18 protein-coding genes and 1 riboswitch are annotated in these 25336 nt (G+C 39.7%); of the genes, 13 read left to right on the top strand and 5 right to left on the bottom strand.

Features of this window, described 5'->3' with window-relative positions:
• Positions 1 to 67 precede the first annotated feature (67 nt).
• Complete coding sequence (locus tag UN64_RS08935; protein WP_245801990.1) at positions 68 to 505, bottom strand: MarR family winged helix-turn-helix transcriptional regulator; 438 nt, start codon at positions 503 to 505, stop codon at positions 68 to 70.
• A gap of 580 nt (positions 506 to 1085) precedes the next feature.
• Between UN64_RS08935 and UN64_RS21375 the strand changes: the two genes are divergently transcribed.
• Positions 1086 to 1742 carry a peptidoglycan recognition protein family protein gene (locus UN64_RS21375; protein WP_077361847.1) on the top strand — a complete coding sequence of 219 codons (657 nt, stop codon included), beginning with the start codon at positions 1086 to 1088 and terminating at the stop codon, positions 1740 to 1742.
• On the opposite strand, the gene UN64_RS08925 is transcribed toward UN64_RS21375, so the two are convergent.
• Positions 1739 to 2101 carry a hypothetical protein gene (locus UN64_RS08925; RefSeq protein ID WP_077361845.1) on the bottom strand — a complete coding sequence of 121 codons (363 nt, stop codon included), beginning with the start codon at positions 2099 to 2101 and terminating at the stop codon, positions 1739 to 1741. The two genes, UN64_RS21375 and UN64_RS08925, sit on opposite strands and share 4 nt — an antisense overlap.
• A gap of 132 nt (positions 2102 to 2233) precedes the next feature.
• Between UN64_RS08925 and UN64_RS21370 the strand changes: the two genes are divergently transcribed.
• From UN64_RS21370 to UN64_RS08875, 10 genes are all read left to right on the top strand, one after another.
• Positions 2234 to 3064 (top strand): STAS domain-containing protein, encoded by an 831-nt coding sequence (locus UN64_RS21370; RefSeq protein ID WP_077361843.1) that lies wholly within the window; start codon positions 2234 to 2236, stop codon positions 3062 to 3064.
• Between the two features lie 92 nt (positions 3065 to 3156).
• The gene (locus UN64_RS08915; protein WP_077361840.1) at positions 3157 to 3366 is read left to right on the top strand and encodes a WYL domain-containing protein; all 210 of its coding nucleotides are present in this window, start codon (positions 3157 to 3159) and stop codon (positions 3364 to 3366) included.
• A gap of 15 nt (positions 3367 to 3381) precedes the next feature.
• A complete protein-coding gene (locus tag UN64_RS08910; RefSeq protein ID WP_077361838.1) occupies positions 3382 to 3741 on the top strand; it encodes a YhjD family protein in 360 nt (119 codons plus the stop codon).
• A 359-nt stretch (positions 3742 to 4100) separates the two neighbouring features.
• Positions 4101 to 4754, top strand: coding sequence for a serine/threonine-protein kinase (locus tag UN64_RS08905; protein ID WP_139343069.1), 654 nt, complete (start codon positions 4101 to 4103; stop codon positions 4752 to 4754).
• A gap of 77 nt (positions 4755 to 4831) precedes the next feature.
• Positions 4832 to 4921, top strand: a riboswitch (cyclic di-GMP riboswitch).
• 270 nt (positions 4922 to 5191) lie between these two features.
• Entirely contained in the window at positions 5192 to 6127 is a 936-nt protein-coding gene (locus tag UN64_RS08900; protein ID WP_077361834.1) for a GGDEF domain-containing protein, read from the top strand.
• Between the two features lie 116 nt (positions 6128 to 6243).
• Positions 6244 to 7317 (top strand): GGDEF domain-containing protein, encoded by a 1074-nt coding sequence (locus tag UN64_RS08895; protein WP_077361832.1) that lies wholly within the window; start codon positions 6244 to 6246, stop codon positions 7315 to 7317.
• 362 nt (positions 7318 to 7679) lie between these two features.
• A complete protein-coding gene (gene addB / locus UN64_RS08890; RefSeq protein WP_077361830.1) occupies positions 7680 to 11183 on the top strand; it encodes a helicase-exonuclease AddAB subunit AddB in 3504 nt (1167 codons plus the stop codon).
• Entirely contained in the window at positions 11180 to 14923 is a 3744-nt protein-coding gene (addA, locus tag UN64_RS08885; RefSeq protein ID WP_077361828.1) for a helicase-exonuclease AddAB subunit AddA, read from the top strand. The genes addB and addA overlap by 4 nt, the downstream gene beginning before the upstream one ends.
• Before the next feature lie 10 nt (positions 14924 to 14933).
• Positions 14934 to 16115 carry a metallophosphoesterase family protein gene (locus tag UN64_RS08880; RefSeq protein ID WP_077361826.1) on the top strand — a complete coding sequence of 394 codons (1182 nt, stop codon included), beginning with the start codon at positions 14934 to 14936 and terminating at the stop codon, positions 16113 to 16115.
• Entirely contained in the window at positions 16112 to 19516 is a 3405-nt protein-coding gene (locus tag UN64_RS08875) for an AAA family ATPase (protein WP_077361824.1), read from the top strand. The genes UN64_RS08880 and UN64_RS08875 overlap by 4 nt, the downstream gene beginning before the upstream one ends.
• Positions 19517 to 19554: 38 nt before the next feature.
• Here the strand turns inward: UN64_RS08875 and UN64_RS08870 are convergent, their stop codons facing one another.
• Genes UN64_RS08870 through UN64_RS08860 form a run of 3 tightly spaced genes read right to left on the bottom strand, consistent with a single transcriptional unit; the run spans position 19555 to position 23200 of the window.
• Positions 19555 to 20676: a Ger(x)C family spore germination protein gene (locus UN64_RS08870; protein ID WP_077361822.1), complete on the bottom strand. Its 1122-nt coding sequence runs from the start codon at positions 20674 to 20676 to the stop codon at positions 19555 to 19557.
• A complete protein-coding gene (locus UN64_RS08865) occupies positions 20673 to 21767 on the bottom strand; it encodes a GerAB/ArcD/ProY family transporter (RefSeq protein ID WP_077361820.1) in 1095 nt (364 codons plus the stop codon). The genes UN64_RS08870 and UN64_RS08865 overlap by 4 nt, the downstream gene beginning before the upstream one ends.
• A complete protein-coding gene (locus UN64_RS08860) occupies positions 21764 to 23200 on the bottom strand; it encodes a spore germination protein (protein WP_425590112.1) in 1437 nt (478 codons plus the stop codon). Before UN64_RS08860 ends, UN64_RS08865 begins: the two co-directional genes overlap by 4 nt.
• Positions 23201 to 23494: 294 nt before the next feature.
• Between UN64_RS08860 and UN64_RS08855 the strand changes: the two genes are divergently transcribed.
• Together UN64_RS08855 and UN64_RS08850 are read left to right on the top strand one after the other, a co-directional pair.
• Positions 23495 to 24166 (top strand): hypothetical protein, encoded by a 672-nt coding sequence (locus tag UN64_RS08855; RefSeq protein WP_077361816.1) that lies wholly within the window; start codon positions 23495 to 23497, stop codon positions 24164 to 24166.
• Positions 24167 to 24178: 12 nt separating this feature from the next.
• The gene (locus UN64_RS08850; protein ID WP_077361814.1) at positions 24179 to 25258 is read left to right on the top strand and encodes an efflux RND transporter periplasmic adaptor subunit; all 1080 of its coding nucleotides are present in this window, start codon (positions 24179 to 24181) and stop codon (positions 25256 to 25258) included.
• The last annotated feature ends 78 nt before the right edge of the window (positions 25259 to 25336 follow it).

Here is a 25336-nt window from a genome sequence, read left to right as displayed (position 1 = left end):
TGTTTCCCCCTATTCATCTAACAAATAATTAATAAAGTGAAGTATTTAAAAAAAGCAAAACTGCCTATCAATCAAGCAGTTTTGTAGAAGCAGCTACCATGAGCTTCATTTCTTCTTCTGATAAATGAGTAAACTTTTTAGCTAAATACTCATTTTTAATTTGATCCATCTCATCTGCAATCTTCTTGCCGTCTTCAGTAATTTCGAGATAAACGATTCTGCGGTCAGAATCGGAACGTACCCGCTGAATATAGTTTTTTCCAACAAGCCGGTCTGTAACAGCTGTTATATGGCTGGATGAAACTTTTAATTCATTGGCGATCTCAGAAGCCATTAGAGGACTGTTCTTGTGAAGAGTCTGCAGAACTGCAAATTCATTGCTGGGAATATAATCGGTATAAACTTCATTCAAACCTTTTCTGAGTGTCCGAAAAAGTCTGCGTAAACTCATTTCCAATTCGCGTTCTAAATTATTTCTTGATTGGGATTGCTCGTTAGTTTCCATATTAACACCCTTGCTTTTTGTTTCTTCTCTAAGTATATGATAATTTATATTTAATAAGAAAGAAAGTAAAAGGGTTAAGGGGAATACTAGATGAAGAATTCAACATTGTTTTTTGTACTTCTTGGTTTTGGTTTTTTAGTAGGTATCGCTTACTGGATTTGGGCAATCACAACTCAATCGCCGCCGGGCGGAATGTGAGAATAGCCTTTTCTAAAAAGTTGTAGCTTCAGGTATTTTGTTACGTTTTTTCATTGACAAATTGATTGGAGCGCAAAGTGCGTGCCTACTACATGATAAGCTTCCCGCAAGGCATGCGACGAGGAATTCACATCGGTAGCATTAACTAGACGCAGGAGCAAGGTTCCTTCTATGAAGTGGGGCAGGTGAGACTCCTTAAGGCACAAAGCGCCATGAGTCTCCCACCGCCCTCCCCGTGGAAAGTGAGCATCCTGGAGCTATAATCAAACACTAACAAGAACACCGAAGATCGCAAAAACTGTAAAAAAGTTGAGCCGTTATGGCTCTTTTTTTATGCAGAAAAACATTTATAAATGAAGGTTATTAATTTGGAGGTGTAGCTTTGAAGGAGAAATACTTGATTACAAACCAGCATATCAAAAAGGAACTTAAGCAGCGTCCAGGCGGAAACCGGACTCCTCGTTATGCAGTTGCTCATGATACAGGAAACCCAGGTTCAACAGCCAGGCAAAATTTTAACTATTTTAACAGCAGACCATTGGAAGCCTCTGCACATGTGTTTATTGACGATAAAGAAATTCTGGTTATTATCCCACTGCATGAAAAAGCCTGGCATGTTCGATCAAATGTTTCAGATGCCAATGAATGGGCGATAGGAGTAGAGTTGTGCTATGGGTCATCAATTAATTTTTCAGAAGCTTACAACCGCTATGTTTGGTTTTTTGCTTATTTGTGTGAGAAATATCAATGGAATCCAGAGATCTGCATCAAAGGACATTTTCAGCTGGATCCGAAGAGAAGAACAGACCCGCTGAACAGTTTCCATCAATACGATAAAAGCTTTCCTTTTTTTATTGAAGATGTTAAATATGAATTAAAAAAAAGGCTGGTCAATCATGATGAATTCAAAGAAACAGCAACTTCACCAGACAATCTTTTTAAAGTGCAGATCGGGGCGTTTTCATCCAGAGAGAACGCACAAAAACTTGCAGCCAAAGCTAAAGCTGCTGGTTTTGCTGTTTACATTGAACATAACTAGATGATCTGCTGTTCTTTTTTCCACGTATAATACACTAAGCCAAACCCTGCTATAACAAATAATGGTTCTAGCACAATTGCTTCAGGCCCGCTCGTTACTCTGTGCAGCTGAAAAACCCAATGGAACAAAATGTTGTCTACTGTTAAAAACAATCCTATTGCAGCAATAAATCCATGAAAAAATGAAGAATGATATCGTTTATAGATAGACAGTAATATGAATAACAAAATAATAACTCCCAAACCAACAGCCCCAATGCGTTCACTCATCGTTTCGGCCTTTAATTCCCAGGCAAAAACATTTGTGGACCAATGAGACATTGCAAAAATACCTAATATAAACCCAAACCAAATCTTCATAGTACCTCCTTACTAGTAAAAGAACAAAATCCGACATAAAATTCTAAAAACAGGTTTAACTCATGTATAATAATGGTATATAGATAAGTGGTATGCAATCATTTTTTATTCTATAGGGGGATTATAGATACGATGGAACGACAATTGCATGAATTGGGGCAAAAGATCCTTACACATAAATACGATCTTGCCAGAAAAATTGATGAAGTTAAAGCTGAGTATGGTGAACCTGTATCAGAGCTTACTGACCAGGTTTTGAAGCTTCGAGGAGATTTATTTAGTTATTTTGGGGAAGCACTTTATCAAAAAATGGAGGATGTTGAACCTCGGTTTATTGCGTGGGGAAAGATGAGCGGCGAACTTGCCGTTCAATACGAATTTCCTTTGGACATGGCTTTGAAAAGCACCCGATTCTTTCGGATTGTATTATGGGATTTCATCCGTAATGAGATTCATAATGAAAGTTTTTCAGTAGAGACCGTACTTAAAGCAGCTTCTGTTATTGATCCTTTATTAGATGAAACAGTTCATGCTTTCAGTGTTGCTTATGTTGAAAACAACAACAGAGTCCTTGGATTAGCACGTGAGGCGATTGAAGAGCTTTCTGTTCCTGTTGTCAGATTAACAAGAACTGTAGCTGTACTGCCTCTTGTCGGTACAATTGATACACACCGCTCTAAATTAATCATGGAAACGTCTCTTCAGAAATGTACAGAATTGCAAGTTGAACATTTATTTATCGACCTATCAGGCGTTCCGGTCATTGATACGATGGTTGCTCACAACCTGTTTAAGGTTATCAATTCACTTAAACTTTTAGGGGTAAAAGTTACATTGAGTGGAATGCGCCCAGAATTAGCACAAACAGTTGTATCATTAGGAATCAGCTTTGAAGGTATCTCAATTTCAGGAAATCTTTATCAGGAGCTTGAAGCAATGGGAATCGCTCAACAGCCGATTTAAGAATAAATACCTGCCATTTTATGGGCAGGTATTTTTTTCTTGTATAAAAAGAACGTTTGTTCGCATATAATAAAAAAAAGGAGGTTTTTTTAATGACGAACATGTTGTTAAGATGCATCCAGGAGAGGGCAGCCATCGAGATGATCTACTTATCAAAGAAAGGTGTGATCAGCCACAGACTTATTACTCCATATTCTTTTGACGGCAAATTAATAATAGCCTATTGCGCAGTCCGCAAACAACTTAGAACATTCGAGCTGAAAAATATTTTATCTGCGCAATTCAAATTTTTGCCTTCGTAGAATGGGGGGATAGACATGCAATATGGAAATGAAGAAGAACGTTCACTCATTGAAAAATTTGTGATGTATCCGATTATGCTTACTCTATTTGACAGAGATTTAAAAGTTGTGAATCGTTCCCCATTTAAAATAAAACGGCCTTATATTGCATTGTTGGAACAGATTATGAATCAAGTGAGCAAGGATCTTCACGATGTCCGCATTGAACTTAAAAAAAGAAAAATTAAAGTGATGGATGGACGAAGAGATCATGATATTACTGAATATGAGATATTTATCAGGGGTTATCGTGAAATTATGCGATTTCCAAACGTTCACTTAAAAAACAAAGCAGAAACCCTCATGCTGTCATATCTTCGAGTAGCATCAAAATAATCAGTACTGCTTTTATTTAGGCTCTCTTCTAAAGCGTTTATGAAGACTCTTCATTGACAAGTTGATAGGAGCGTAAGATGCGTGCCTACCACATGTTAAGCTTCTCGTAAGGCATGTGACGAGGAAGCTCACATAGGGTAGCATTAACTTGTAGACGAAGAAGCAAGGTTCCTTCTATGAAGCTCACCGCACGCCCCGCGGAAAGCGAGCATCCTGGAGCGGAAATCAACATCTTTCAAATCGCAACAAAATTAAAGAAAACAACCTTGTTTAAGTTTCCTTTTTGACTCTGTCTGTATACAATAAACGTAATGCAGAATGATATTATTACTGAAGAATATCAGAAATTGAGGAAACACATGGAACGTTTTATCCAAATGGCACGACAATTGAATAGAGAGATTATGATCGAAAGCCGCAACCCGTTTGACCCAGTATGTCCTGTGAATATACCTTTTCCGTGGAGAATACTCGGCTGCGGCAATTATGCCGCGGTATTTTATCATCCTGACTACCCGTCTTATGTGGTGAAGATCTATGGCAGAGATGAGCGTGGGCTTCTGGAAGAAAAGAAGGTCTATGAACGTTTAGGTGAACATCCGGGCTATTCGGTTTGCTATTATACAGAAAAAAGATTTTTGATTTTAAAGAGAATAGAAGGGATCACACTTTATGATTGTGTTCATAAAGGGGTCAAAATCCCTGAAAGTGTCATCCGAGATATTGATGAGGCTTTGTATTACGCTGAAAAAAGAGGACTGTTTCCGAATGATGTACATGGAAAGAACGTCATGATTTCAAAAGGAAAAGGTATAATAGTAGATGTTTCTGACTTTTATAAGAAAGTACCTTGCCGAATGTGGAAGGATTTACGAAAGGCTTATTTCAAGGTTTATAAGCCTGTTTTTTATCGTTTTCCCATTCGGATTCCGTATTTTGTTTTAAATATGATCAGAGTTGGGTATAGGTACTATCGTAAGTTAAAATTATCCATAAAAAAGGGTAATAAATAATAGTATTAAAGTCCTATAGAAAATATTGGCACAATTTACCTTGATAGGATATAATATCTATAAACGAATAGAAAACCTTTGTTTAAAGGCAAACCTGTTGAAAAACTGGGACGCAAAGCTATGGGCCTAAAGTATGAAGAAACATACAATGGCAGCCGGTTGCCAAAGGGGAACGGATATTATTGATGTTTTAAAGGTGATAGGATTTAATCTGACAAGACAGGATGGAAGTATCATGAAAACAATTCACCACCTGATATTATTGGGTGCAACTCACAGTTTTCATAAAGACTTCGCTTGTCACTGTAGATGAGTTCCGACGCTTGTCAAACATTAAATTAATATTTTAATGTTATTAAACATTAAAAGCCATTTCCCTTTATTTAAGGGTAATGGCTTTTTGTATGCAAATTTTTGAGATTTGAGGGGTTGCAATAATGGAAAACTTCCAACTAGAATTACGCACACTCAAAAAGAGCTTGTTTAAGGAATTTAAGAAGTCGATTCCAACGATGATACATACACATAAAGAACATTTAAGCCAGTTTGATGACTTCAGCTCATTTATGAACGGTTTTGTTGAACAATATGAAAAGATATTAGAGAAATTTTTGCGTGGAATCGTACATGCAGTATTTTTGCAGGAAGAACGTTTTCAGAATTTCTTGAAGCAAGCTGAACAGAAAGCATTCCGCTCAGGCATTCATTTCTTAAGGCACCAGAGAATTCCTCATCAAGCACTAGCTTGTTTTTCTACAAGTATAAGAGAATCCGTTCTGAAAGAAATGAAAAAAGTAACCGTTACCGACTCGCTGCAGGTGCAGCTGTTTATGCTGGACCGCTGGAACACGGTAGCACATCGTGCGATTACAGGTTTCTTAAGCGGGTTTTCATCTCAGCAGTTTAAAGATTTAAAAGAGATCAGTATTCGTGATCCGCTTACAAATCTATATAATCGCCGTTACTTCTATGATTGTCTTGAAAAAGAAATTAGCAAAGCTCAAAAACAAGAGGTGCCGATTACACTCGTCATGTTTGATATAAACAACTTCAAACATATCAATGATGAATATGGCCATCATGCTGGAGATGAGCTTTTACAGCAGATTGCAGAGTTATCTAAGCGATTAAAACTTTTATCAGGGTTCCGGTTTGGTGGAGATGAATTTGTATTTTTGCTGCCGGGAATAAAAGAAGAAGCCGCATACAAACTGGTTGAAAAGATGGAAAGCCAGCTGATGGCATGGAATAAATCTATTTCATTAGCATATGGTGCAATCGAACTGTTAGACGATGCTTGTGAAAATATTGACTATTACCTGCAGCTTGCTGATGAACGGATGTACAGCAATAAAAGAGAAGTTAAAGCATAGCTTCTGAGACTTATGTATGATTTTTATTAAATGGAATTTTAAGTAATATTAAGCAAGAAAGACCATGTGCTATAATTTCCTGATTATAGCAACTAAATGCAAAGGAAGATGGCAGCATGAAAGACTTATTTGTTATCACTGAACATCGTTCTGAGACCATCTCCTCACTTTTGCGATGGTTCTTTCTTATCATTTGTATACCGCTTTTTTATTACAAACCGATCGCAGATGTTTTGGATTTTAACAAAGAAACATTCCCGATCCTTTTTACAATAGGAATCCTTTACATGACATCGACACAAATTGTTTTAAACAGAGCTCCTGAAAAGTCTTTTTATTACCTCATTTTTACTAGAGGCGGAATTCTTTTCGATTATATTGCGTATGTTTGGCTCATGCAGCTGACTGGAGGCTCGGAAAGTCCATTTATGCCTGTAGGATATTTGATTGTTATTCATGCCGCCCTTTACTGGAGATTAAAAGGTTCTTTTATTCTTGGCGGTGCCAGTTTTATTGCTATTCTATACTTCTTTTTAAGAGATGGAGGATATCAAGAGACAGCACAATTTTTTCAGTTCTTTATGAATACGTCATTTTTATGGCTGATTGCTCTATATGGAGGGGTAATCGCATCTAAAGAAAGACAGTATTATTTCGAAAAAAATATGTACCAGCTGCAATCTCTCCAGGATTATCTAACAGGGTTATTAAACCACCGAAAGTTCCAGGAAGATGTTTTAGAGAAAACGAAAAAGAATGACCTATTTGCGCTGGTTCTTTGTGATATTGATCATTTCAAAGAATTTAACGATAAACACGGACATGTTATAGGTGATGAAGTCCTTAAACTTGTTGCTGCAGCATTCGAGCGATATTTACCCGCAAAAGAAGGTAAAGCTTATCGATATGGAGGAGAAGAATTTGCGTGGATCATGGAAACCGCATCTGAATATGAAGTGACACAAACGATCCTGCAGGTTAATACCCACCTTCAAATGTATCCGTATATACATAAGGATGGAGAACTTCCCGTTACATTAAGTTATGGAATTGCTTTTTATCAAAAGGAAGAACGTCCGGCAGATATTATACATCGAGCAGATACGCTCCTTTACGAAGCAAAAGCAGCAGGGAGAAACACATTAAAACTAGAACAGCAAAAAAGCGAGGAAAAGCAGCTGACCATTTAGCTGTTTTTCTTTGTTTTTATGCTCTTATTTAATAGATTGTTGCTTTTGATTTTTTCTATCTCATCTTTTGCAAGTTGATTGAAGCGCAAGGTGTGAGACTCCTACGGGACGAGCGGTCAGGTGGAGACTCCTAATGGCGCAAAGCGGCAGGAGGCTCACCGCACGCCCCGTGGAAAGCGAGCAACCTGGAGCGGAAATCAACTACTTTCAAGAGCTGCCAGGTTCACTGAAAAGCCTTTTCTTTAGGTATCCTTTAAATACCAGCCGTATTTCGTACGTTTTGAGTATACTAGCCTTTGCCCTGCTAGTAGATTGTGAGATAATAAAAGCAGAATTTGTGTTCGGAACAGGGGATGAAAAATATGAGTTTGCAATTTATTTTGGGACGATCCGGCAGCGGAAAGTCCCACTCTGTCTTTCAAGAGATACGTGAAAAACTTGCAGAAGATCCGATGGGGAGTCCTATCATCTACTTAGTGCCAGATCAGATGACCTTTCAATCTGAGTATAAGCTTGCATCAACTCCCGGATTAAATGGGATGATTCGTGCCCAGGTTTATAGTTTTTCACGTTTGGCTTGGCGCGTTCTTGGTGAAACAGGCGGAATGACAAGGATGCACATCACAAGCACTGGTGTAAGAATGATGCTCCGCAAAATAATTGAAAGCAAAAAAGAAGAACTTAAGATTTTTAGAAAAGCTTCTGAACAGAGCGGTTTTTATGAATTGCTCGAGCTTATGACAACAGAATTAAAGCGGTATTGTGTGTCATCAGAAGATCTTTCATGGAATGCAGAAACGCTGCTTTCACTTGGTCAAAAAGAGAATAACAAAAAAGTGCTCAAAGACAAGCTGTCTGACTTAAGCATCATTTCAGGCGCGCTTGAAAAAGCTCTTGCTGGAAAATACTTAGATTCTGAAGATTATTTAAAACTTCTGCAGGAGAAAATTCCTTATTCAGATACGATAAAGGATTGCGAGATTTACATAGATGGTTTCCATTCTTTTACTCCGCAAGAACTTGAAGCAGCGGCTGGTCTCATGGAGCATGCAAAGAAAGTGACAATTGCCCTGACTTCAGAGGAATCGTATCATCCGGACACTGAACCGCATGAACTGGATCTCTTTTATATGACAAAGAAGACAGCACAAGTTTTCACCCAAAAAGCAAAAGAGATGGATGTGGAGATAGAAGAGCCAATCGTGCTCTCGCAAACGCCAAAATTCACTTCTCCTGCGATTGCACATATTGAAAAACAATATGATGCGAGACCTGCGATCAGCTATTCAAACCCTGAGGGGATACATTTAGCAGCCGCAGTTAATTTAAGATCAGAAGTTGAAGGTGCAGCCAGAAAAATTATTGAACTTGTTCGTGATGAAGGATACAGATACCGGGATATTGCAGTAACCGTAAGAAATACCGGCAGTTATCAGTCTCTTATTGAAACGGTATTTTCTGATTATGGCATACCGGTTTTCTTAGACCAAAAAAAATCAATGCTTCATCATCCGCTTATTGAACTGATCCGTTCCTCATTGGACGTTGTTTTAAAGAATTGGCGGTATGAAGCTGTATTTCGTGCTGTAAAAACGGATATGCTCTATCCGCTCGATGAGATGAGAAAAACAACATCAGAGATTAGAAGTTGCATGGACGAACTGGAAAACTATGTGTTGGCTCTTGGTATTCAAGGCAGCAGATGGACAGATTCAAAGCCTTGGAAGTATAAAAGATTCAGAGGATTTGAAGCTGATGATTTTGGGAAAACGAGCCGGGATGACGAAAAAGAACAGCTGATCAATGATCTTAGAGATATGATTGTGTCACCTCTCAAAAGACTTTCAAGAGATCTATCCAAGAGTGAAACCGTAGCAGATTTTTGTACATCACTTTATAAATATTTAGAAGACCTCTCCGTTCCTATGAAACTTGAACGCTTAAGGCTTCATGCTGAATCTGAAGGGAAACTTAGAGCTGCACGTGAACATGGACAGGTATGGAATGCAGTGCTTGGCCTTTTAGATGAAATGGTAGAGCTTACTGGGAACGAGAAGCTTTCCAAAGAAATATGGATGCAGATGCTTGAGACGGGTCTTGAAAGTATGAAATTTGCTCTTGTTCCGCCATCACTCGATCAGGTACTTGCAGGAACTTTGGAGCGTTCCCGTTTTACAGATGTGAAGATTAATTTTCTATTAGGAGTTAACGACGGCATCATTCCTCTTAAACCAAAAGATGATGGTTTGTTATCTGAAGACGAAAGAGAAGCGCTTGAAAGAAATGGTGTTATGCTGGCACCTTCTGCAAGAAGAAAGCTGCTGGACGAACAATTTATGATCTACCTGGCATTAACAAATGGCAGTGACCGGCTGTTCGTGTCCTATGCGCTTGCTGATGAAGAAGGAAAAACTTTGCAGCCATCTATGGTCATCCAAAGGATGCGGGATCTATTTCCTGATCTGAAAGAGCATCTTTATCAAAATGAACCTGGTGTTGAAGAAGACCTATCTTTTGTTCAGCATCCTGTGAAAAGTGTGTCCTATTTAAGTGCACAGCTTCGGGAATGGAAGAAGGGATATCCGATCTCACCTGTTTGGTGGGATGTCTATAATTGGATCATTACTGATGATCAGTATGACCACTATGCAAAAAAAGCGATATCGAGCTTGTTCTACTTTAACCGTGAAGCACCTTTGAGCGCTTCTGTATCAAAAGACCTCTATGGTGACAGCATCTTAACGAGTATTTCGCGCATGGAGTTATTTCAGTCTTGTCCGTTTTCTCAGTTTATGTCATACGGACTGAAACTGAAGGAGCGTCAGATGTACAAATTGGAAGCGCCAGATATCGGGCAGCTGTTCCATGCTGCGTTAAAACAGATGAATGATGCACTGCAGCAGAGGAGAGTCCAGTGGAGCGATCTTTCAAAAGGTGACTGTTACCGGATGGCAGGGGATATCGTTGATCTCTTGGCTCCTCAGCTTCAGCATGAGATTCTGCTCAGCTCTAACCGCCACCTTTATATTAAGAAGAAGCTGAAAGAAGTTGTGGGCAAGGCTTCGCATATTTTAAGCGAACATGCAAAAGCGAGCGGATTTACTCCAGCAGGACTAGAGCTGGCATTCGGAACAGGCGGGACGCTGCCGCCATTAGTCTATAAACTGCCGAACGGCACAACGATGGAGGTAGTCGGACGTATCGACAGAGTGGATACTGCCGCAAGTTCAAAAGGCCTATTAATGCGTGTTATCGATTATAAATCAAGTTCAACAGGCTTAAATCTTGCTGAGCTGTATCATGGCATAGCTCTTCAGATGCTCACATATCTGGATGTTGCAGTCGCTCATTCTGAGAAATGGCTAGGACAAGAATCTATTCCTGCTGGTGTGCTCTATTTCCATGTTCATAACCCTCTTTTAAATCAAAAGAAGCTTTTGACTGCTGAAGAGATAGAAAAAGAAGTGCTGAAGAAATTCAAGATGAAGGGTCTTGTTTTAGCAGAAGAAGAGGCCGTGCAATTAATGGACAGCACGATGGATAAGCGTTCGAACATAATTCCGGTAGCACTTACGAATAACGGATTCCATAAGTCTCATTCGTCCGTTGCGTCGGCTTCCCATTTTGAAACGATGAGACAGCATGCGCGAAAAATGGCTGTCAGCTCCGGAACAGGTATTACCGACGGAGTGATTGATATCTCGCCTTATGAAATGAAAAAGAAGGTGCCTTGCACGTTCTGTTCCTATAAACCAGTTTGCCAGTTTGATCAGACACTTGAGGAAAATCAATACCGTCAGCTGAAACCAGAAAAAGATGAAATCATTTTAGAAAAAATGCAAGAGGAAGGAGGCAGCCTCATTTGAAAACATTAATTCCAAAACCGGAAGGATCAACCTGGACGGATGAACAATGGCAAGCAATCCAGGCACGAGGAGAAAATATACTTGTTGCAGCAGCGGCAGGTTCTGGGAAAACAGCCGTTCTCGTTGAAAGAATTATTACGATGATAAGAGAGCAGTCTGCAGATGTAGACAGATTGCTCATCGTTACCTTCACAAATGCCGCAGCTGCAGAAATGCGCAAGCGGATTGGAGAAGCGATTGATAAGGAGCTGACTCAACATCCTTCTTCTTTGCATCTTAGAAGACAATTGAATTTATTGAACAAAGCTTCCATCTCTACCCTTCATTCCTTTTGTATTGAAGTTTTAAGAAAGTATTATTACGAAACAGATCTTGATCCAGGGTTCAGGGTAGCTGAAGAAACAGAAGCTGAACTAATTCGACAGGAAGTGATCGAGGAGCTTTTTGAAGAAGAGTACAGCAAGGGAGAAGACCATACTTTTTATCAAGTGGTTGACGCCTATAGTTCAGATCGGAATGATATGGATCTTCAGAAACTTGTTCTCTCACTCTATGATTTTGCAAGAAGCCATCCAGACCCTGAAGGCTGGCTCGATCAAATGGCAGATACCTACGAGATCAATGCTTCATCAATCGATGACCTTCCTTGGACAAAAGAACTGCTTGCGGATATTTCCCTGCAGCTAGAAGGACTGCAAGCGATGGCAGTTCGTGCGTGTGACCTCGCGGAAATTCCAGGCGGGCCGCTCCCTTATGCAGCAACTCTCGAAGAAGATCTGGAATTTTTAAAGTCGCTGAATCATGTGAAAGAGAGCTGGCGCCAATTATACGAGGTTTTCCAAACGTATGAACCTCCAAAGTTAAAAGCGGTCAGAGGAAAAGATGTTGATGAAGAATTAAAGAATAAAGTAAAAGCAATGAGAGACACCATAAAAAAGAAAACGAGCAGTTTAAAAGAAGAATTCTTTGAACGCCATCCTGATTCGTATGTTGCACATATTGAAGAGATGGCACCGATCGTAAGAGAGCTATCATCTCTTGTAAAAGCATTCGGACGCAGATATTCATTGGCAAAGCGAGAAAAATCACTCGTCGATTTTGGAGATCTTGAGCATTATTGCCTGCAGGTATTAAAAGGTGAAGGTTCAACGATGGAAAATCCAGTTCCTTCTGATGCAGCAGCTGAATACCGCGAGCGCTTTGTAGAAGTTCTTGTGGATGAATATCAAGATACAAACTTTGTTCAGGAATCCATCGTCCGTCTTGTTTCGAAGGACGCTGGTTCAGGAAACATGTTCATGGTCGGTGATGTGAAGCAGTCTATCTACCGCTTCAGGCTTGCTGAACCGCTTCTCTTTTTATCAAAGTATAAACAGTTCACAAAAGAAGGCGGGAACGGACTTCGAATTGACCTTGCCAAGAATTTCAGAAGCCGTAACGGCGTTCTTCAGGCTACAAATTATTTGTTCAGGCAAATCATGAATGAAACAGTCGGAGAGATCGAATACAGCGAAGATGCTGAGCTTAAATTAGGTGCAGACTATTACCCGGAACAGCCCGGTAATGAACCAGAACTGATTTTGATTAATAAAAGCCAGCCTGTCATGGATGAAGAAGGTCTTGAGAGCGGTGAGCTCGAAAAATCGGATCTGGAAACCGTTCAGCTGGAAGCGCGTGTGATCGCTGAAAGAATTAAAGAAATCGTCGGGACAACAGGGAATTCTCCGCATCATGTTTTTGATAAAAAAACGAAGATGATGCGGCCTGCAAAGTACAAAGACATTGTCCTGCTTTTTAGAGCCACTTCTCAATGGGCGCCTGTTATCTTGGAAGAATTTAAACAGCAAGGAATTCCTGCACATGCTGAACTTTCAACTGGATATTTTGATGCGACGGAAATCCATGTGATGATGTCGCTTCTGAAAGTAATCGATAACCCGCTTCAAGACATCCCGCTTGCGGCGGTTCTCCGGTCTCCGGTAGTAGGTCTGACAGGTGAAGAGCTTGCAATCGTGCGGCTCATTCAAAAAAAGGACAACTATCTTGGAGCAGTCGAGCTGTACAGTCAAGAAGGAGAAAATCCAGAGATCAAAGAGAAACTTTCTTTGTTCTTAAAAAAGCTTGAATCATGGCGTCATCAGGCTCGTCAAGGGCCATTGGCAGATCTGATCTGGGACATTTATAGAGAAACGGGTTACTTTGATTATGTTGGCGGTCTTGCTGGAGGTAAACAAAGACAGGCAAACTTAAGGGCGTTATACGATCGTGCAAAAATGTATGAGAGTACTTCTTTCCGCGGGCTGTTTCGTTTCCTGCGTTTTATCGAAAGGATGCAGGAACGCGGCAAAGATCTTGGAGCAGCAAGAGCACTCGGTGAACAAGAAGACGTTGTGCGCATAATGACCATTCATAAAAGTAAAGGTCTCGAGTTTCCGATTGTTTTTGTCGGAGGCTTAAACAAGCAGTTCAACACGCGAGACCTAAAAGAAAAAGTACTGCTTCATAAAGAGCTTGGTCTCGGAACGCAATATATTAATCCGGTATATCGTGTAACCTATCCGACACTTCCCCGGTTGGCAATCATCGGCAGAAAAAAGATGGAGCTTATCGCAGAAGAAATGCGTGTCCTGTATGTTGCACTGACTCGTGCAAAAGAAAAGTTGTATCTGGTCGGAACAGTGAATGACATTGAAAAATCTGCTGAAAGCTGGAGTGATTCTCTTTATGAAGAGAACTGGCTGCTTCCTGACCATGAGCGTGCAGGAGTGAAAAGTTACCTGGATTGGATTGGACGTGCAGTTATCCGGCATAAAAATGCAGGTCCTCTATTATCCGTACTAGGTACTGCTGAACGAGGAAGAGGAGAAGTTTTCATAGATGAAACAGATTGGAAGATTACGATTCTTCCAGCGAGTTATTATGAAGAACTTGAGACAGCACAAGAGCAGAAACAAGAAGAACTGCTTTTAAGACTGCAACAATCCGAACCAGTTGAGATCTCTAGTGATGCAAAAGAGGAGATCAGCCATCGTCTAAAGTGGCAATATCATCACAAGCCTTCAACTGTAACGCGCTCCAAGCAATCTGTTACAGAGTTGAAAAAACAGTTTCAGACAGCAGATGAATACAGCAGTACTGATCTTGTAAAAGCAGCCCAGCCTGCGATCCATGAACGTCCACGATTCATGCAGGATTCTCAGTTGAATGCTGCTGAAGCCGGTACCGCTATGCATATGGTTATGCAGCATGTGGAATTTAAGAAATCTCAAACTCTGGAAGACTTGCAGGAACAGGTTGCCATGATGGAAACAAGAGAGCTTCTGACATCGGATCAAGCCCGTTATATCCAGTTAGAGCAAATAAAAGAATTTATAGATGGCCCCCTCGGACAGAGAGTCATAGAGAACGTAAACGTAAAGCGGGAAATTCCGTTCAGCATGGCACTTCCCCTTTCTGAAACAAGGGATAACTGGGGCGGGGAAGAAGAGCATGTACTTGTTCAGGGTGTTATCGACTGCCTGATAGAAGATGAAGATGGATTTATTTTAATCGACTATAAAACAGATAAGATACAGAACAGATTTACCAATGGATTTTCAGGAGCGAAAGAAACGCTCTTAAACAGATATGAAATGCAGCTGACATTGTACGCAAAAGCAATTGAAAGAATTTTAAAGAAACCGGTAAAAGAGAGCTATCTCTATTTCTTTGACGGTGGACACATTCTGCAAGTGAAATAGGGGGGATACGATGCGATTGCTTCACACCGCTGACTGGCATTTGGGACGTTCATTGGAAGGGCGCAGCAGGCTGGAAGAACAGCAAGCTTTTTTAGACGAACTAGTAGAGATTGTGTCCAGAGAAAAAATTGATGCAGTTGTTATGGCAGGGGATGTATTTGATACGGTAAATCCCCCTGCAGCTGCTGAACAGATGTTTTATGAAACACTTGCCCGGATCAGCCGAAAAGGTGAATGTCCTTTTATTGCGATAGCTGGAAACCATGATCATCCAGACAGACTCGCAGCTTCATTTCCGCTAGCGAAAGAGCTCGGCATAACGCTTGTCGGGCTTCCAACTTTAGAGCTGCAGAGGGTACCGATCAAAAGAACGGGAGAGATGCTAGAGATCGCAGCACTGCCTTACCCGTCTGAATCCCGATTGAAGATGCTGTTAAGTGAATCAGTTGAAGAGCTTGACGTTCGCAGCCAGTATGATGATTGGGTAGATTCCTACTTCAAGGAAATAACGTCTAGATATACACCTGGAAATGTGCACCTCGCAATGAGTCATCTATATGTTGCAGGAAGCAAGGAGAGCGATTCAGAGCGTCCCGTACATATTGGGGGAGCTTACACGGTCGCAGCAGAAAGTCTTCCTGCTGCAGCTCAATACGTAGCGCTTGGCCATCTGCACAGACCGCAAATCATAAAGCGTGCTAAATCAGAAGCACGTTATTCAGGATCTCCGCTATCGTACAGCTTTTCTGAGAGCGGTCAATCTAAATCTGTAACGATTGTTGATGTTGAACCAAATCAAAAAGCAAAAGTAGAAGAGATCCACTTAACATGCGGCAAACCTCTAGTAGCATGGGAAGCAAAGAACGGTGTTTCTGAAGTCTTTCAAGGCATTCAAGATGGTCTGCATCACAATTGCTGGATCGATCTGTCGGTTCATGTACAGGATGCTCTATCGATGGAGGAGATTCAAAGACTCAGAAAAGCGCATGATGGTATTGTTCATATCAAGCCGGTTTTTACAGAAACGTTAGGTGAACAGATCAGTGTTTCTGCACAAAAGCTTCCGGTAGATGAGCTTTTTACGACTTTTTATAAACGTCAGACTGGTGGAGCTGTACCTGATCCAGAACTGATTTCACTTTTCCTCGATCTCGTAGGCGAAGAAGATGGGGAAGGAGAGAATGCAGGATGAGACCACTACATTTAAGTGTTTCTGGACTCCAAAGTTTTCGTGAACCACAGACCATACCCTTTAGTGAACTTTGTTCGGGAGGCGTGTTCGGGATCTTCGGTCCAACAGGAAGCGGAAAATCAACAATTCTGGATGCAGTAACACTAGCGCTTTACGGTAAAGTGGAGCGCGCTGCTGGCGGAACACACGGAATCATGAACCAGGCTGAAGATAAACTCTCTGTTTCATTTTCTTTTCAGTTAGGTCAGGGTGATGCCGAAAAAAACTACACGGTTGAACGTTCCTACAAAAGAACAGGTGAACATACGATTCGAACGAGTACTTCTAGATTGATTGAGTCCATTAATGGTGAATCTATTGTACACGCGGACAAAGAAAGAGACGTTACAAAGCTCGTTCAAGAACTTTTAGGGCTTACGATAGAAGACTTTACTCGTGCAGTTGTACTTCCACAAGGAAAATTTGCTGAATTTTTATCGTTAAAAGGTGCAGATAGAAGACAGATGCTTCAGCGTCTTTTTCAGCTAGAAAAGTATGGCGACGTTTTAAATCAAAAGCTCAAGAAAAGAGCTGATGAACAAAAGAATCGTCTGAATGAGATTACAGCAGAACAAGCTGGATTAGGGGATGCTTCACATGAAGCATTACAGGAAGCGGAGTCGCGGCTCAAAGAAAAAGAACGAGTTCTGCTTAACATTTCAGAACTTTTAAAAACAGAAGAAGAAACATATAAACTGAAAAAAGCATTTTGGGAAACACAATCAGAAAATGAAAAACTTCTTTTAAGTCAAAAAGAGCTGGACTTGCAATTACCTGAAATGGAACAGCTGAAGCAACTTCATAAAAAAGCAGTAATGGCAGACCGTCTTACACCATATGCAGAAGAATGGCTTGAATCCAACAGGGTTAAAAAGGAACTTAGCACGGAAAAAGAACAGCTTGAACAAAATGCCGAAAAGCTCAAAAAGCTTTCTGTTGAACATGAGAAACAGTACGAACAAGCGAAAGATACAAAAGAAAAAGAAGAGCCAGAATTAATTAGAAGACTCAGCGTATTAGAAGAAGCTTTTCAGTGGGAAAAAGATCTTAATGAAAAGGAAGCAGCACTGCAGAAAGAAACTGTAAAACTTTCTGAGATGGAAAGCTCTTATTCTCTTGGGAAAAAATCAGAAGATGATGCGATCGTCTTGCTTGAAAAAGGAAAGAAAAAACAAAGTTCTTTGAAAGAAGAATTAACGACTATTGAGATCAGTCAAAGAGAACGTGCGGTAATGCAGTCTGCTCTATTGCTCTCACAGCGTTATCAGAGCTTTCATAACGAAGAACAAACCATTCAAAAAGAGCTTAAACAAGCAGTAGAAAATTTGGAATCGATGAATCAAAACATAGTACATGTAAAGGGCAAGATCAGCACGTGCGTAGAAAACTGGAAGACTCTATCTGATGATGTTTTGACTATATATAATGAAGTGCAAAATGCGATAAGAGAAAATGAAAGTCTTTCTCTATCATTGCAGGAAACACTCAAAAGAGAAAAAGAGTACCAGGAAAAATGTAAGGTTCATCATCTAGCTGCCCAGCTATCTTCGCAGTTGGAAGAGAACGAGCCATGTTCGGTTTGCGGCTCGACTGTTCACCCTTTTCCGTTTAATGAATCAAATAATGACCTAGACAGTAACGATGACAAAGTAGAATACTTAGAAGCTGCAAAAGTTACATTGCAAAACAAGCACCGTGATTTAATCCATCTTTCAGAAACGCTTGAGAAATTATCAAATAAAATCTGGTCAAAGATGAATGTGCCAAGCGAGGAAACTGCTGCAGCGCGTGATGCTGCAGTAACTGAAAGTGTAAAAACAGACAAAACCTTTGATGATGAGAAATTAAATGATCACTCCACTAAAGTAAAAGGGGCGATCCAAGATCAGCTCTCACTCGAAGACCGGTTTGAAGCACTCACATCGCGCTTTGACGAACAGCAAAAGCAGCTTGAACATTTAACGTATAACTGTGAATATACTGAAAAACAGGTAAAAGATTTACAGCGAAAAATCAAGGTCAACAAAGTGTCTGAAGAAGAGATTGCTGCTGAATGGAAAGAAGCAGAAATATCTTTTGAATTAGAGAACCTGAATGAAGTAAAGAAACAGTTTGAAAAGCGTGAAACAAGGCAGAATGAGATTCAAGAAAGTCTTAAAGTAGCTGCAGATTTTCTTGAAAAGCAAAATAGTAAAATTGAAAAAACAAAAGAAGATAACAGAAAGCTTGAATTCACCATAAATACAAGTAAGAACCAGCTCAAAATTCTAAATAAAGATATACAGCATCTTAAAGAAAAGCTGGTAGAACGCTTAGGTGATAAAAAAGCAAGTGAACAATATGAAGCCGTCAATAAACAGCTGAAAACAGTTGCGGCTTCATATAAGGATTCTGTAGAGCAATATGAGCGTTCACGAAAACTATTTTTGGAAGCTGACAAGGCATTTCATTCCACGTTGCAGCGCTTTGAAGATGCACTTAAAAGAAGCGAAAAAGCTAATGTCCAATGGAAAGAGAAACTGCAAAATTCAATTTTTAACAGCTATGAAGAGTACTCAGAATCTGTAAAAAATGAAGCTTCACAGCAACTATGGGAAGAGCAGCTGACGATTTATTCTGATCAGTGCAAAGAGGTAAAAGCAGCTATTGAAGGATTAAAAGCAAAACTTCCTGAAAAACCAATTAGTGAAGAAGAAATGCTTCAATACCAAACAGCTTTGAATGAACGGAAGCAAGAAGCTGATGCGGCGAGGGAAGCTGTAGGACAGGCAAAACAGAATTGGATTACAATTGAAAAAAACCACGCTCGTTTTAAAGAGCTCGAGAATGAAAAGCTAAAAGTGTTAGCACTTCTGGAACAAATCGGAAAGCTTCAAAGTGTGTTTAGAGGTAACGCGTTTGTTGAGTTCATGGCTGAAGAGCAGCTCATTCATGTTACGCGTGATGCATCAAGCCGGCTTTCTAAGCTCACAAGGGGGCGTTATGCGATCGAAGTTGATTCCAACAGCGGTTTTGTCATTCGAGATGATGCCAACGGCGGAATTAAAAGGCCGGTTACTTCTTTATCAGGAGGAGAAACTTTTCTGACTTCACTTGCGTTAGCACTATCCTTATCCGCACAAATACAGCTGAGAGGAAAGTTCCCGCTTCAATTTTTCTTCTTAGATGAAGGATTTGGAACGCTGGATCAAGAACTTCTCGATACTGTAGTAACAGCACTCGAAAAAGTTCAGATGGAAAACTTTGCGATTGGTGTCATATCACACGTACCTGAGTTAAAAGCAAGATTAACGAAGCGTCTTATAGTAGAACCTGCTCAACACTCTGGCAATGGGACTAGGGTAAGGCTGGACCAGTTATAAAAGAAAAGGTTCAAGGCAATTATGCCTTGAACCTTTTTTTATTCGATGATACCATGTCCGATCACATCAACATCAATCGAGGCTTTAAAATCAATTTTCGGATATACTTCTTTCCAGTTTAACTTCTCCCAAACTGGATAATGGTAGGCCATCACATGTCTGCCGACTCCGAACGGATCGCTGTTCATTTTTTGGAGTTTAACGATTACTTTCTGTGCATCTTTTGTAAGCTTTTTAGAAAGCCGTTTTTCAACATTTTCCACTTCTCCAGGTGTACCCAAGTTATCGCTAGGATACTCCGTAACGATAACTTTCATTTTTAATTTTATTTCTGCAGAAACTTTTCCTTCTGGTGTTACATCGACATCGAAAGAACGCTTATTCTTTTTAACCTTAATCGTCACATAATTCATTAATTCTGGTTTTTTGTTCTTAAAGATTTTCTTTGTTGTATTCATGGCGATTGTATGTTTTTCTCCGGTTAGCATCGTATATGTCACAGACAATGGTTCTCTTATTGTTCCGACCATCTTATGTTCATGGAACAAAGCTACACCACGAATACTTACTGTTTTTTTCAAAGGCTCTAGATAAGGGAGAGCAAAATCTTGACCAGGATCAAACATGACGGGACATACCGTCTGTATATTTTCTTTTGGAACGGTTGCAGATTCTTCGGCACTTATAATCGAATCTCTTAAGTATTCCCCAACGCCACTCGACATTTTAGGTTCTTCAAACCGGGTACTGATCACATCAGACGCTTTACCTTTTGCAACGGCTAATTTTGCATTCAAAGCGGATTTAGGATCTCGGTAAAAAACATCTAAAAGCTGATAAATATCTTTTTTTGCAGCATCTTCTCCGAAAAGAATGATCTGATTCTTGGAAGCGTCCAGCCTTTCTGCTACTCTTCTATCTAGTCTTAACCGGCTTTGCCGAGCTGTGTTGCCTGAAGCAGAGAATATTTGATTTACAATGTTCCCTTTTCCCGCTTCTGCAGCAACAGATTGAGGAACAGCTGCTGTAGTTAACACTTTTCCATCCTTTGTATAATCGAAGCCGCCAGCTGTTATAAGTTTAGTTTGATTAAGCATTGCTTGATCCCAGCAACCAGTTAGAAGAAGCAGAACGGGAAGGACAGTTAATATTTTTTTCATGAAGAAGCCGCTCCTTTCTCCTGCTTTTTCCTGAGCATGGCGATCAGTAGTAGAACGATTGGAAACATTGCAGAAAAAATGAGCGATGTAAGGCTTATATATTTATTCCAGATCAATACTTCTAGCTTTTCATTCGGAATGATTGCGATCATGGCACAAAAAATAGCTACATAAGGTGCTCCTTTTTGATGATCTTTTAGTTTAAAAAGAGTTTGTACACCTTTTGCTGTGATAAAGAGATAACTGATGAATGAAGTAGCCACTGATATGATCCACACTGATAGAAAGATCAAGTCGGTTCTTTCAATAATCGAAAACGAAAACGCTTTGAGCATATACAAGACAGGTTCAGGCACAATCACAATTTCCTCAGGGTTAAAATAAATATAAGTGGTAAAAACGATAAACGCATAAAGGACTGTTATACAAAAAGATGCAAACGAGATGACTTTTATTTTTTTGGCCGGCGTGCCGGTCGTATAAGCTAAAAACACAAGTGCCACATCAAATCCAAGAAGGGCTACTACAGCGTCAGAAGAGCTCTTAATAATGGTAAGTATTCCCGCTTGTCCGACTGGAAAAAGATAAAGAAAATGAACATCTGTATATGCGTACAAGATGAAAACGAACAAAATGAGAAGCAGTGGTGTAACAAGTACAAAAAATCTTACAATTTCTCTTGGGCTACTTGTAATAAAATAATATCCTGCGGCGGCCATAATAAAAATAATCACCCAATGAGGTGTTTCAAACAGAATCCATTTACCAACAATGCTGTTATACATGATTAAGATTAGAATTGAGATGAACGCAAAATGCATCGTGTAAATAAAGTTGAACACGAGACCTAAGTTTTTACCCATGATTTTTGGAAGAATCTCGTAAATCGTGTTCTGCGGAAATCTGTCACATAATTTCCAGATTGCCAATATTGAAAATTGAATCAACAAACCGGCAATGATCAGCGAAATCCATCCATCAATCTTAGCTTTAGTAAATAAAGAAAAGGGCAGAGATAATACACCTACACCGATTTGTGTCTGAACAACCAAAAAGAATAGCTGTCTATGCGTGATCGTATGACTATTCATGATTTATCCCACTTTCGTGTATGGTTAGCATTATCCACTTTTTGAGCAGTTACATCTTTAGGACGAGTGTTTTGTTTCCAAAACGGAGCACGTATGAACGCATCCTTTAAATCTGCTAAGTTCAAAGGAGCGATTGGGGCGAAGTAAGGCGATCCGAACGTGTAAAGTCTGCATAAATGAAAAATTAAGATCAGAAACCCGAAAACTATTCCCAAAAAACCTAATGTAGCTGCTGCAACCATGAACGGAAAACGTAAAATACGAACTGCAGCACTCATTTCATTTGACGGAACAATGTAAGCCGCAATGGCAGTAATCGCCACAACAATAATCATTAAATTTGATACAAGTCCTGCTTTAACGACAGCATCACCAATTACGAGACCACCAACGATTGCGATTGTGGAACCGATCCTGGTTGGAAGTCTTATAGATGCTTCCCGGATTAATTCAATCGTCAGCTCCATCAGAAGTGCTTCAAATAATGGGGGATAAGGGATATCCTCAAGTGAACTTTTTATCAGCAAAATGAGGCCGAACGGAATGACCTCAAAATGAAATGAAACGATAGCAATATATACAGCAGGTAATCCCATAGCAATAAAAAAACCCATGATTCGGACAAAACGGAAGAAGGAACCGATATGCCATCTTTTATTGTAATCATCTACAGATTGATAAAACGAAAAGAAATTTACAGGCATGACGTGCGCTGTAGGTGATGTGTCGTATATAAGGGCTACTCTGCCTTCCATTAAGTTTGCTGCAACACGATCTGGCCGTTCTGTACTGAGCATCTGCGGGAAAAAACTGAACGGTTTGTCTTCAATGCTCTCCTCAATATTTCCCGGAGTATAAACTGCATCAGCTTCAATGGATTTTATTCTTTTATCAACTTCCTTTACATGTTCAGGGTCACAAATATTGTCAACATATAATAAAGCGATTGTAGTATGAGTCTCTTTACCAACTTGGAGATATTTAACAGTCAATCTTGGTGTTTTTAACCGTTTTCGTACAAGTGCCAGATTCATTGACAGGTTTTCTATGAAACCTTCATGAGCACCGCGAATGATGGTTTCATTATCTGGTTCTGTTATATCTCTCTGTGTCTTCACTGGTGTTGACATGGCATAAAAACAAGATGTATCTTCAGTAAAAATAAGCGTGTTTGATTGCAGTAGCAGTTCCTGTACTTGTTTTATTTCAGTGTGCTTCTTTAGATCAATGCTCGCCATCTGTTTAAAAGAAGCAAAGTTGATTTCTTTATCAGTCACAAACAAAGGATTTAAGATCATGCTCTGGACGAGCTGTTTATCTACAATGGATTCAATATAAAGAAGAGCTATCCGGCTTTTATCAGAGGGAAGCTCAATCTCATGTGTCAATAAATCTTCAGTTGCAGAGAAAGGTTCTTTAACCTTCGTTAACATTTCATCTAGACTAAGCTTTTGAACCGTGACAGACTCGTTATCTTTCGAATTATCCTCTTGAGGGCTATCTTGCTGTATCGGAGCTTCTTTTTCTTGTATTAGCTTTTTGGGTTTCTTAAAAAAAGTCATAAAAACCTCATCCCGATTCTTGTGTAGTTTGCGTTAGTTTTTGCGGAATAAAAGCATTTATACGGAGATGTGCCTATTTTTGAAAAAATGAGTCAGAAATTGTCATTATGAGTAAAAATTTGTGATACGATATACAGATAAACAGAGAGAGAAGGGGGAGGCCGTATGACAGGAAGAGCTCAATTTATTCCTGCTTTAACAAAGCCTTATACATATTTTTCATTTTATAAAGAGTGGAAAGAAAAAGAAGGATTCTGGATTAGGTTTATTGCGATTTTAGCGGTCAGCGGATTGCTTCATGCATTATCCTTTTTTGCAGCATTTCCATCTTTTAAAACCATTTCATTCGTAGAAGCAGCAAAACTATCAGGAACAGAACAAGAACTTCTCAGATTTTTAATTTCTTTAGCGGGTGGAGTTTGGGGTATTATTGTACCGTTTCTCATTCTGCAAGCTGGAACACTATTTCTATACGCATTCTTTCGAGATATCGGCTACAAAGCTCTTTTTTATGTAATGAGTGTTGTGTATGTGCTTTTTTTAATTGGATTAGCATTCGAGCTGCCGTTTCAATTTGCTATAGGTGCTGAAGAAGTTGTTCAGCCGTTAGGTTTTGGATTTGCAGGTGTTCTGTTTTTTAAGTATGGTTTTTGGCAGGAATTGTTAAATTTAATCAATGTATTTACCCTATGGGGCTCAGTTGTCATTTACTTTGCATTAAGACAGTTATCATTTAAAGCAAAAAGCTACTGTTTAGCCGTTACAATCGGCGGATCTGTTTTCTGGATTATTTTATATTCCATATATGCTGCATTAGTCAGCGGACAATTGGTGTAAGGGGGCTAGCAAATGAATAAGTTGAAGTGGATAGCGACTGGCATAATAATTGTCCTCCTGCTTGTGATGAATTTATTAATTTTCGATAAAAAAGAGTCTTCAGCAGTTGTAGCACCAAGACTTGAGACTACACTTTCCAAAGAAAGAGATTTTTCAAAAAAACATGAAGTAACAGGAATTGCTTATTCCAAAAACACTTTCGATATTTATCAAAATGACTCATTAGGATCGATAAAAGAAATAATGGTGAACCCGGGTGATACGGTTTCTGCTGGCCAGACACTTGTTACATACGAAAACAATGAGATAGAACAAGAACTTCGAACCCTAAAAAGGGAAAAAGAAGCTGCAGATGTGCGTGCAGATCATTATTCTAGTCAGATAAGCGAATGGGAAAGTGAACTATCAAGCTTTGACGAAGAGAAAGACAGTGCTGATGCGAAAGTCAGAATTCAAGAGCAATTGAGCAATGCTGAACTTCAAGAAGAGCTTGCAGAAAATGAAAGCTCAGTAATATCCGATGAGATCAGCGATTTGGAAGATCGTCTTGATGCTCTTTCAGTAAAAAGTCCTGCAGATGGAGTAGTTTCAGAAGTTAATGGCATTCAAGACCAAAAGCCCGTTTTGACAATTGTTGGACAAGGGAACTTTGAATTGAAAGCTGCAGTTAAACAAGAGATTGCTGGTTTCGTAAAAACAGGAGATTCTGTCCAAATTGAGTCACCTGGTATTAAGAAAAAGCTTAACGGAACTGTTCAAACGGTTTTGCCAACAGACGAGGATCAGACTTTTACGTTAACAGTTCTTGTAGAGGATGAAGCTGCTTGGGTAGAGGGGCAGACTGCGAAAATCATCGTTTCTGAAAAATTAGCGGAAAACGCAGTAAGTGTTCCAAAGAAAGCTGTCTTGAAAGATGATGGTAACAAATACGTGCTAATTATCGTAAAAGAAAAGCTGTACAAGATGAAAGTTGAGACTGGTATTGAGCAAAACGGTTTCGCTCAGATAAAGAAAGGTCTTAAAAAGGACCAAGCTATCGTATTAAATCCTTCTCCAGTATTTGTTTCAGGGCAGCCGGTGTTTAAAAACTAGGACCCTTTTAGTAAACTTTGTTGGTATTTGAAAGAGTTGATTTCCGCTCCAGGATGCTCGCTTTCCACGGGGCGTGCG

The organism is Fictibacillus arsenicus, from assembly GCF_001999465.1.
GTDB lineage: Bacteria > Bacillota > Bacilli > Bacillales > Fictibacillaceae > Fictibacillus > Fictibacillus arsenicus.
Note: the sequence above shows the minus strand (reverse complement) of the source record. Positions and strands in the feature narration are given on the sequence as shown.

Coding starts and splice junctions, on each gene's coding strand:
- UN64_RS08935 (WP_245801990.1), bottom strand. CDS start 505: ATGGAAACTAACGAGCAATCCCAATCAAGAAATAATTTAGAACGCGAA.
- UN64_RS08925 (WP_077361845.1), bottom strand. CDS start 2,101: ATGAAGATTTGGTTTGGGTTTATATTAGGTATTTTTGCAATGTCTCAT.
- UN64_RS21370 (WP_077361843.1), top strand. CDS start 2,234: ATGGAACGACAATTGCATGAATTGGGGCAAAAGATCCTTACACATAAA.
- UN64_RS08915 (WP_077361840.1), top strand. CDS start 3,157: ATGACGAACATGTTGTTAAGATGCATCCAGGAGAGGGCAGCCATCGAG.
- UN64_RS08910 (WP_077361838.1), top strand. CDS start 3,382: ATGCAATATGGAAATGAAGAAGAACGTTCACTCATTGAAAAATTTGTG.
- UN64_RS08905 (WP_139343069.1), top strand. CDS start 4,101: ATGGAACGTTTTATCCAAATGGCACGACAATTGAATAGAGAGATTATG.
- UN64_RS08900 (WP_077361834.1), top strand. CDS start 5,192: ATGGAAAACTTCCAACTAGAATTACGCACACTCAAAAAGAGCTTGTTT.
- UN64_RS08895 (WP_077361832.1), top strand. CDS start 6,244: ATGAAAGACTTATTTGTTATCACTGAACATCGTTCTGAGACCATCTCC.
- addB (WP_077361830.1), top strand. CDS start 7,680: ATGAGTTTGCAATTTATTTTGGGACGATCCGGCAGCGGAAAGTCCCAC.
- UN64_RS08880 (WP_077361826.1), top strand. CDS start 14,934: ATGCGATTGCTTCACACCGCTGACTGGCATTTGGGACGTTCATTGGAA.
- UN64_RS08875 (WP_077361824.1), top strand. CDS start 16,112: ATGAGACCACTACATTTAAGTGTTTCTGGACTCCAAAGTTTTCGTGAA.
- UN64_RS08870 (WP_077361822.1), bottom strand. CDS start 20,676: ATGAAAAAAATATTAACTGTCCTTCCCGTTCTGCTTCTTCTAACTGGT.
- UN64_RS08865 (WP_077361820.1), bottom strand. CDS start 21,767: ATGAATAGTCATACGATCACGCATAGACAGCTATTCTTTTTGGTTGTT.
- UN64_RS08860 (WP_425590112.1), bottom strand. CDS start 23,200: ATGTTAACGAAGGTTAAAGAACCTTTCTCTGCAACTGAAGATTTATTG.
- UN64_RS08855 (WP_077361816.1), top strand. CDS start 23,495: ATGACAGGAAGAGCTCAATTTATTCCTGCTTTAACAAAGCCTTATACA.
- UN64_RS08850 (WP_077361814.1), top strand. CDS start 24,179: ATGAATAAGTTGAAGTGGATAGCGACTGGCATAATAATTGTCCTCCTG.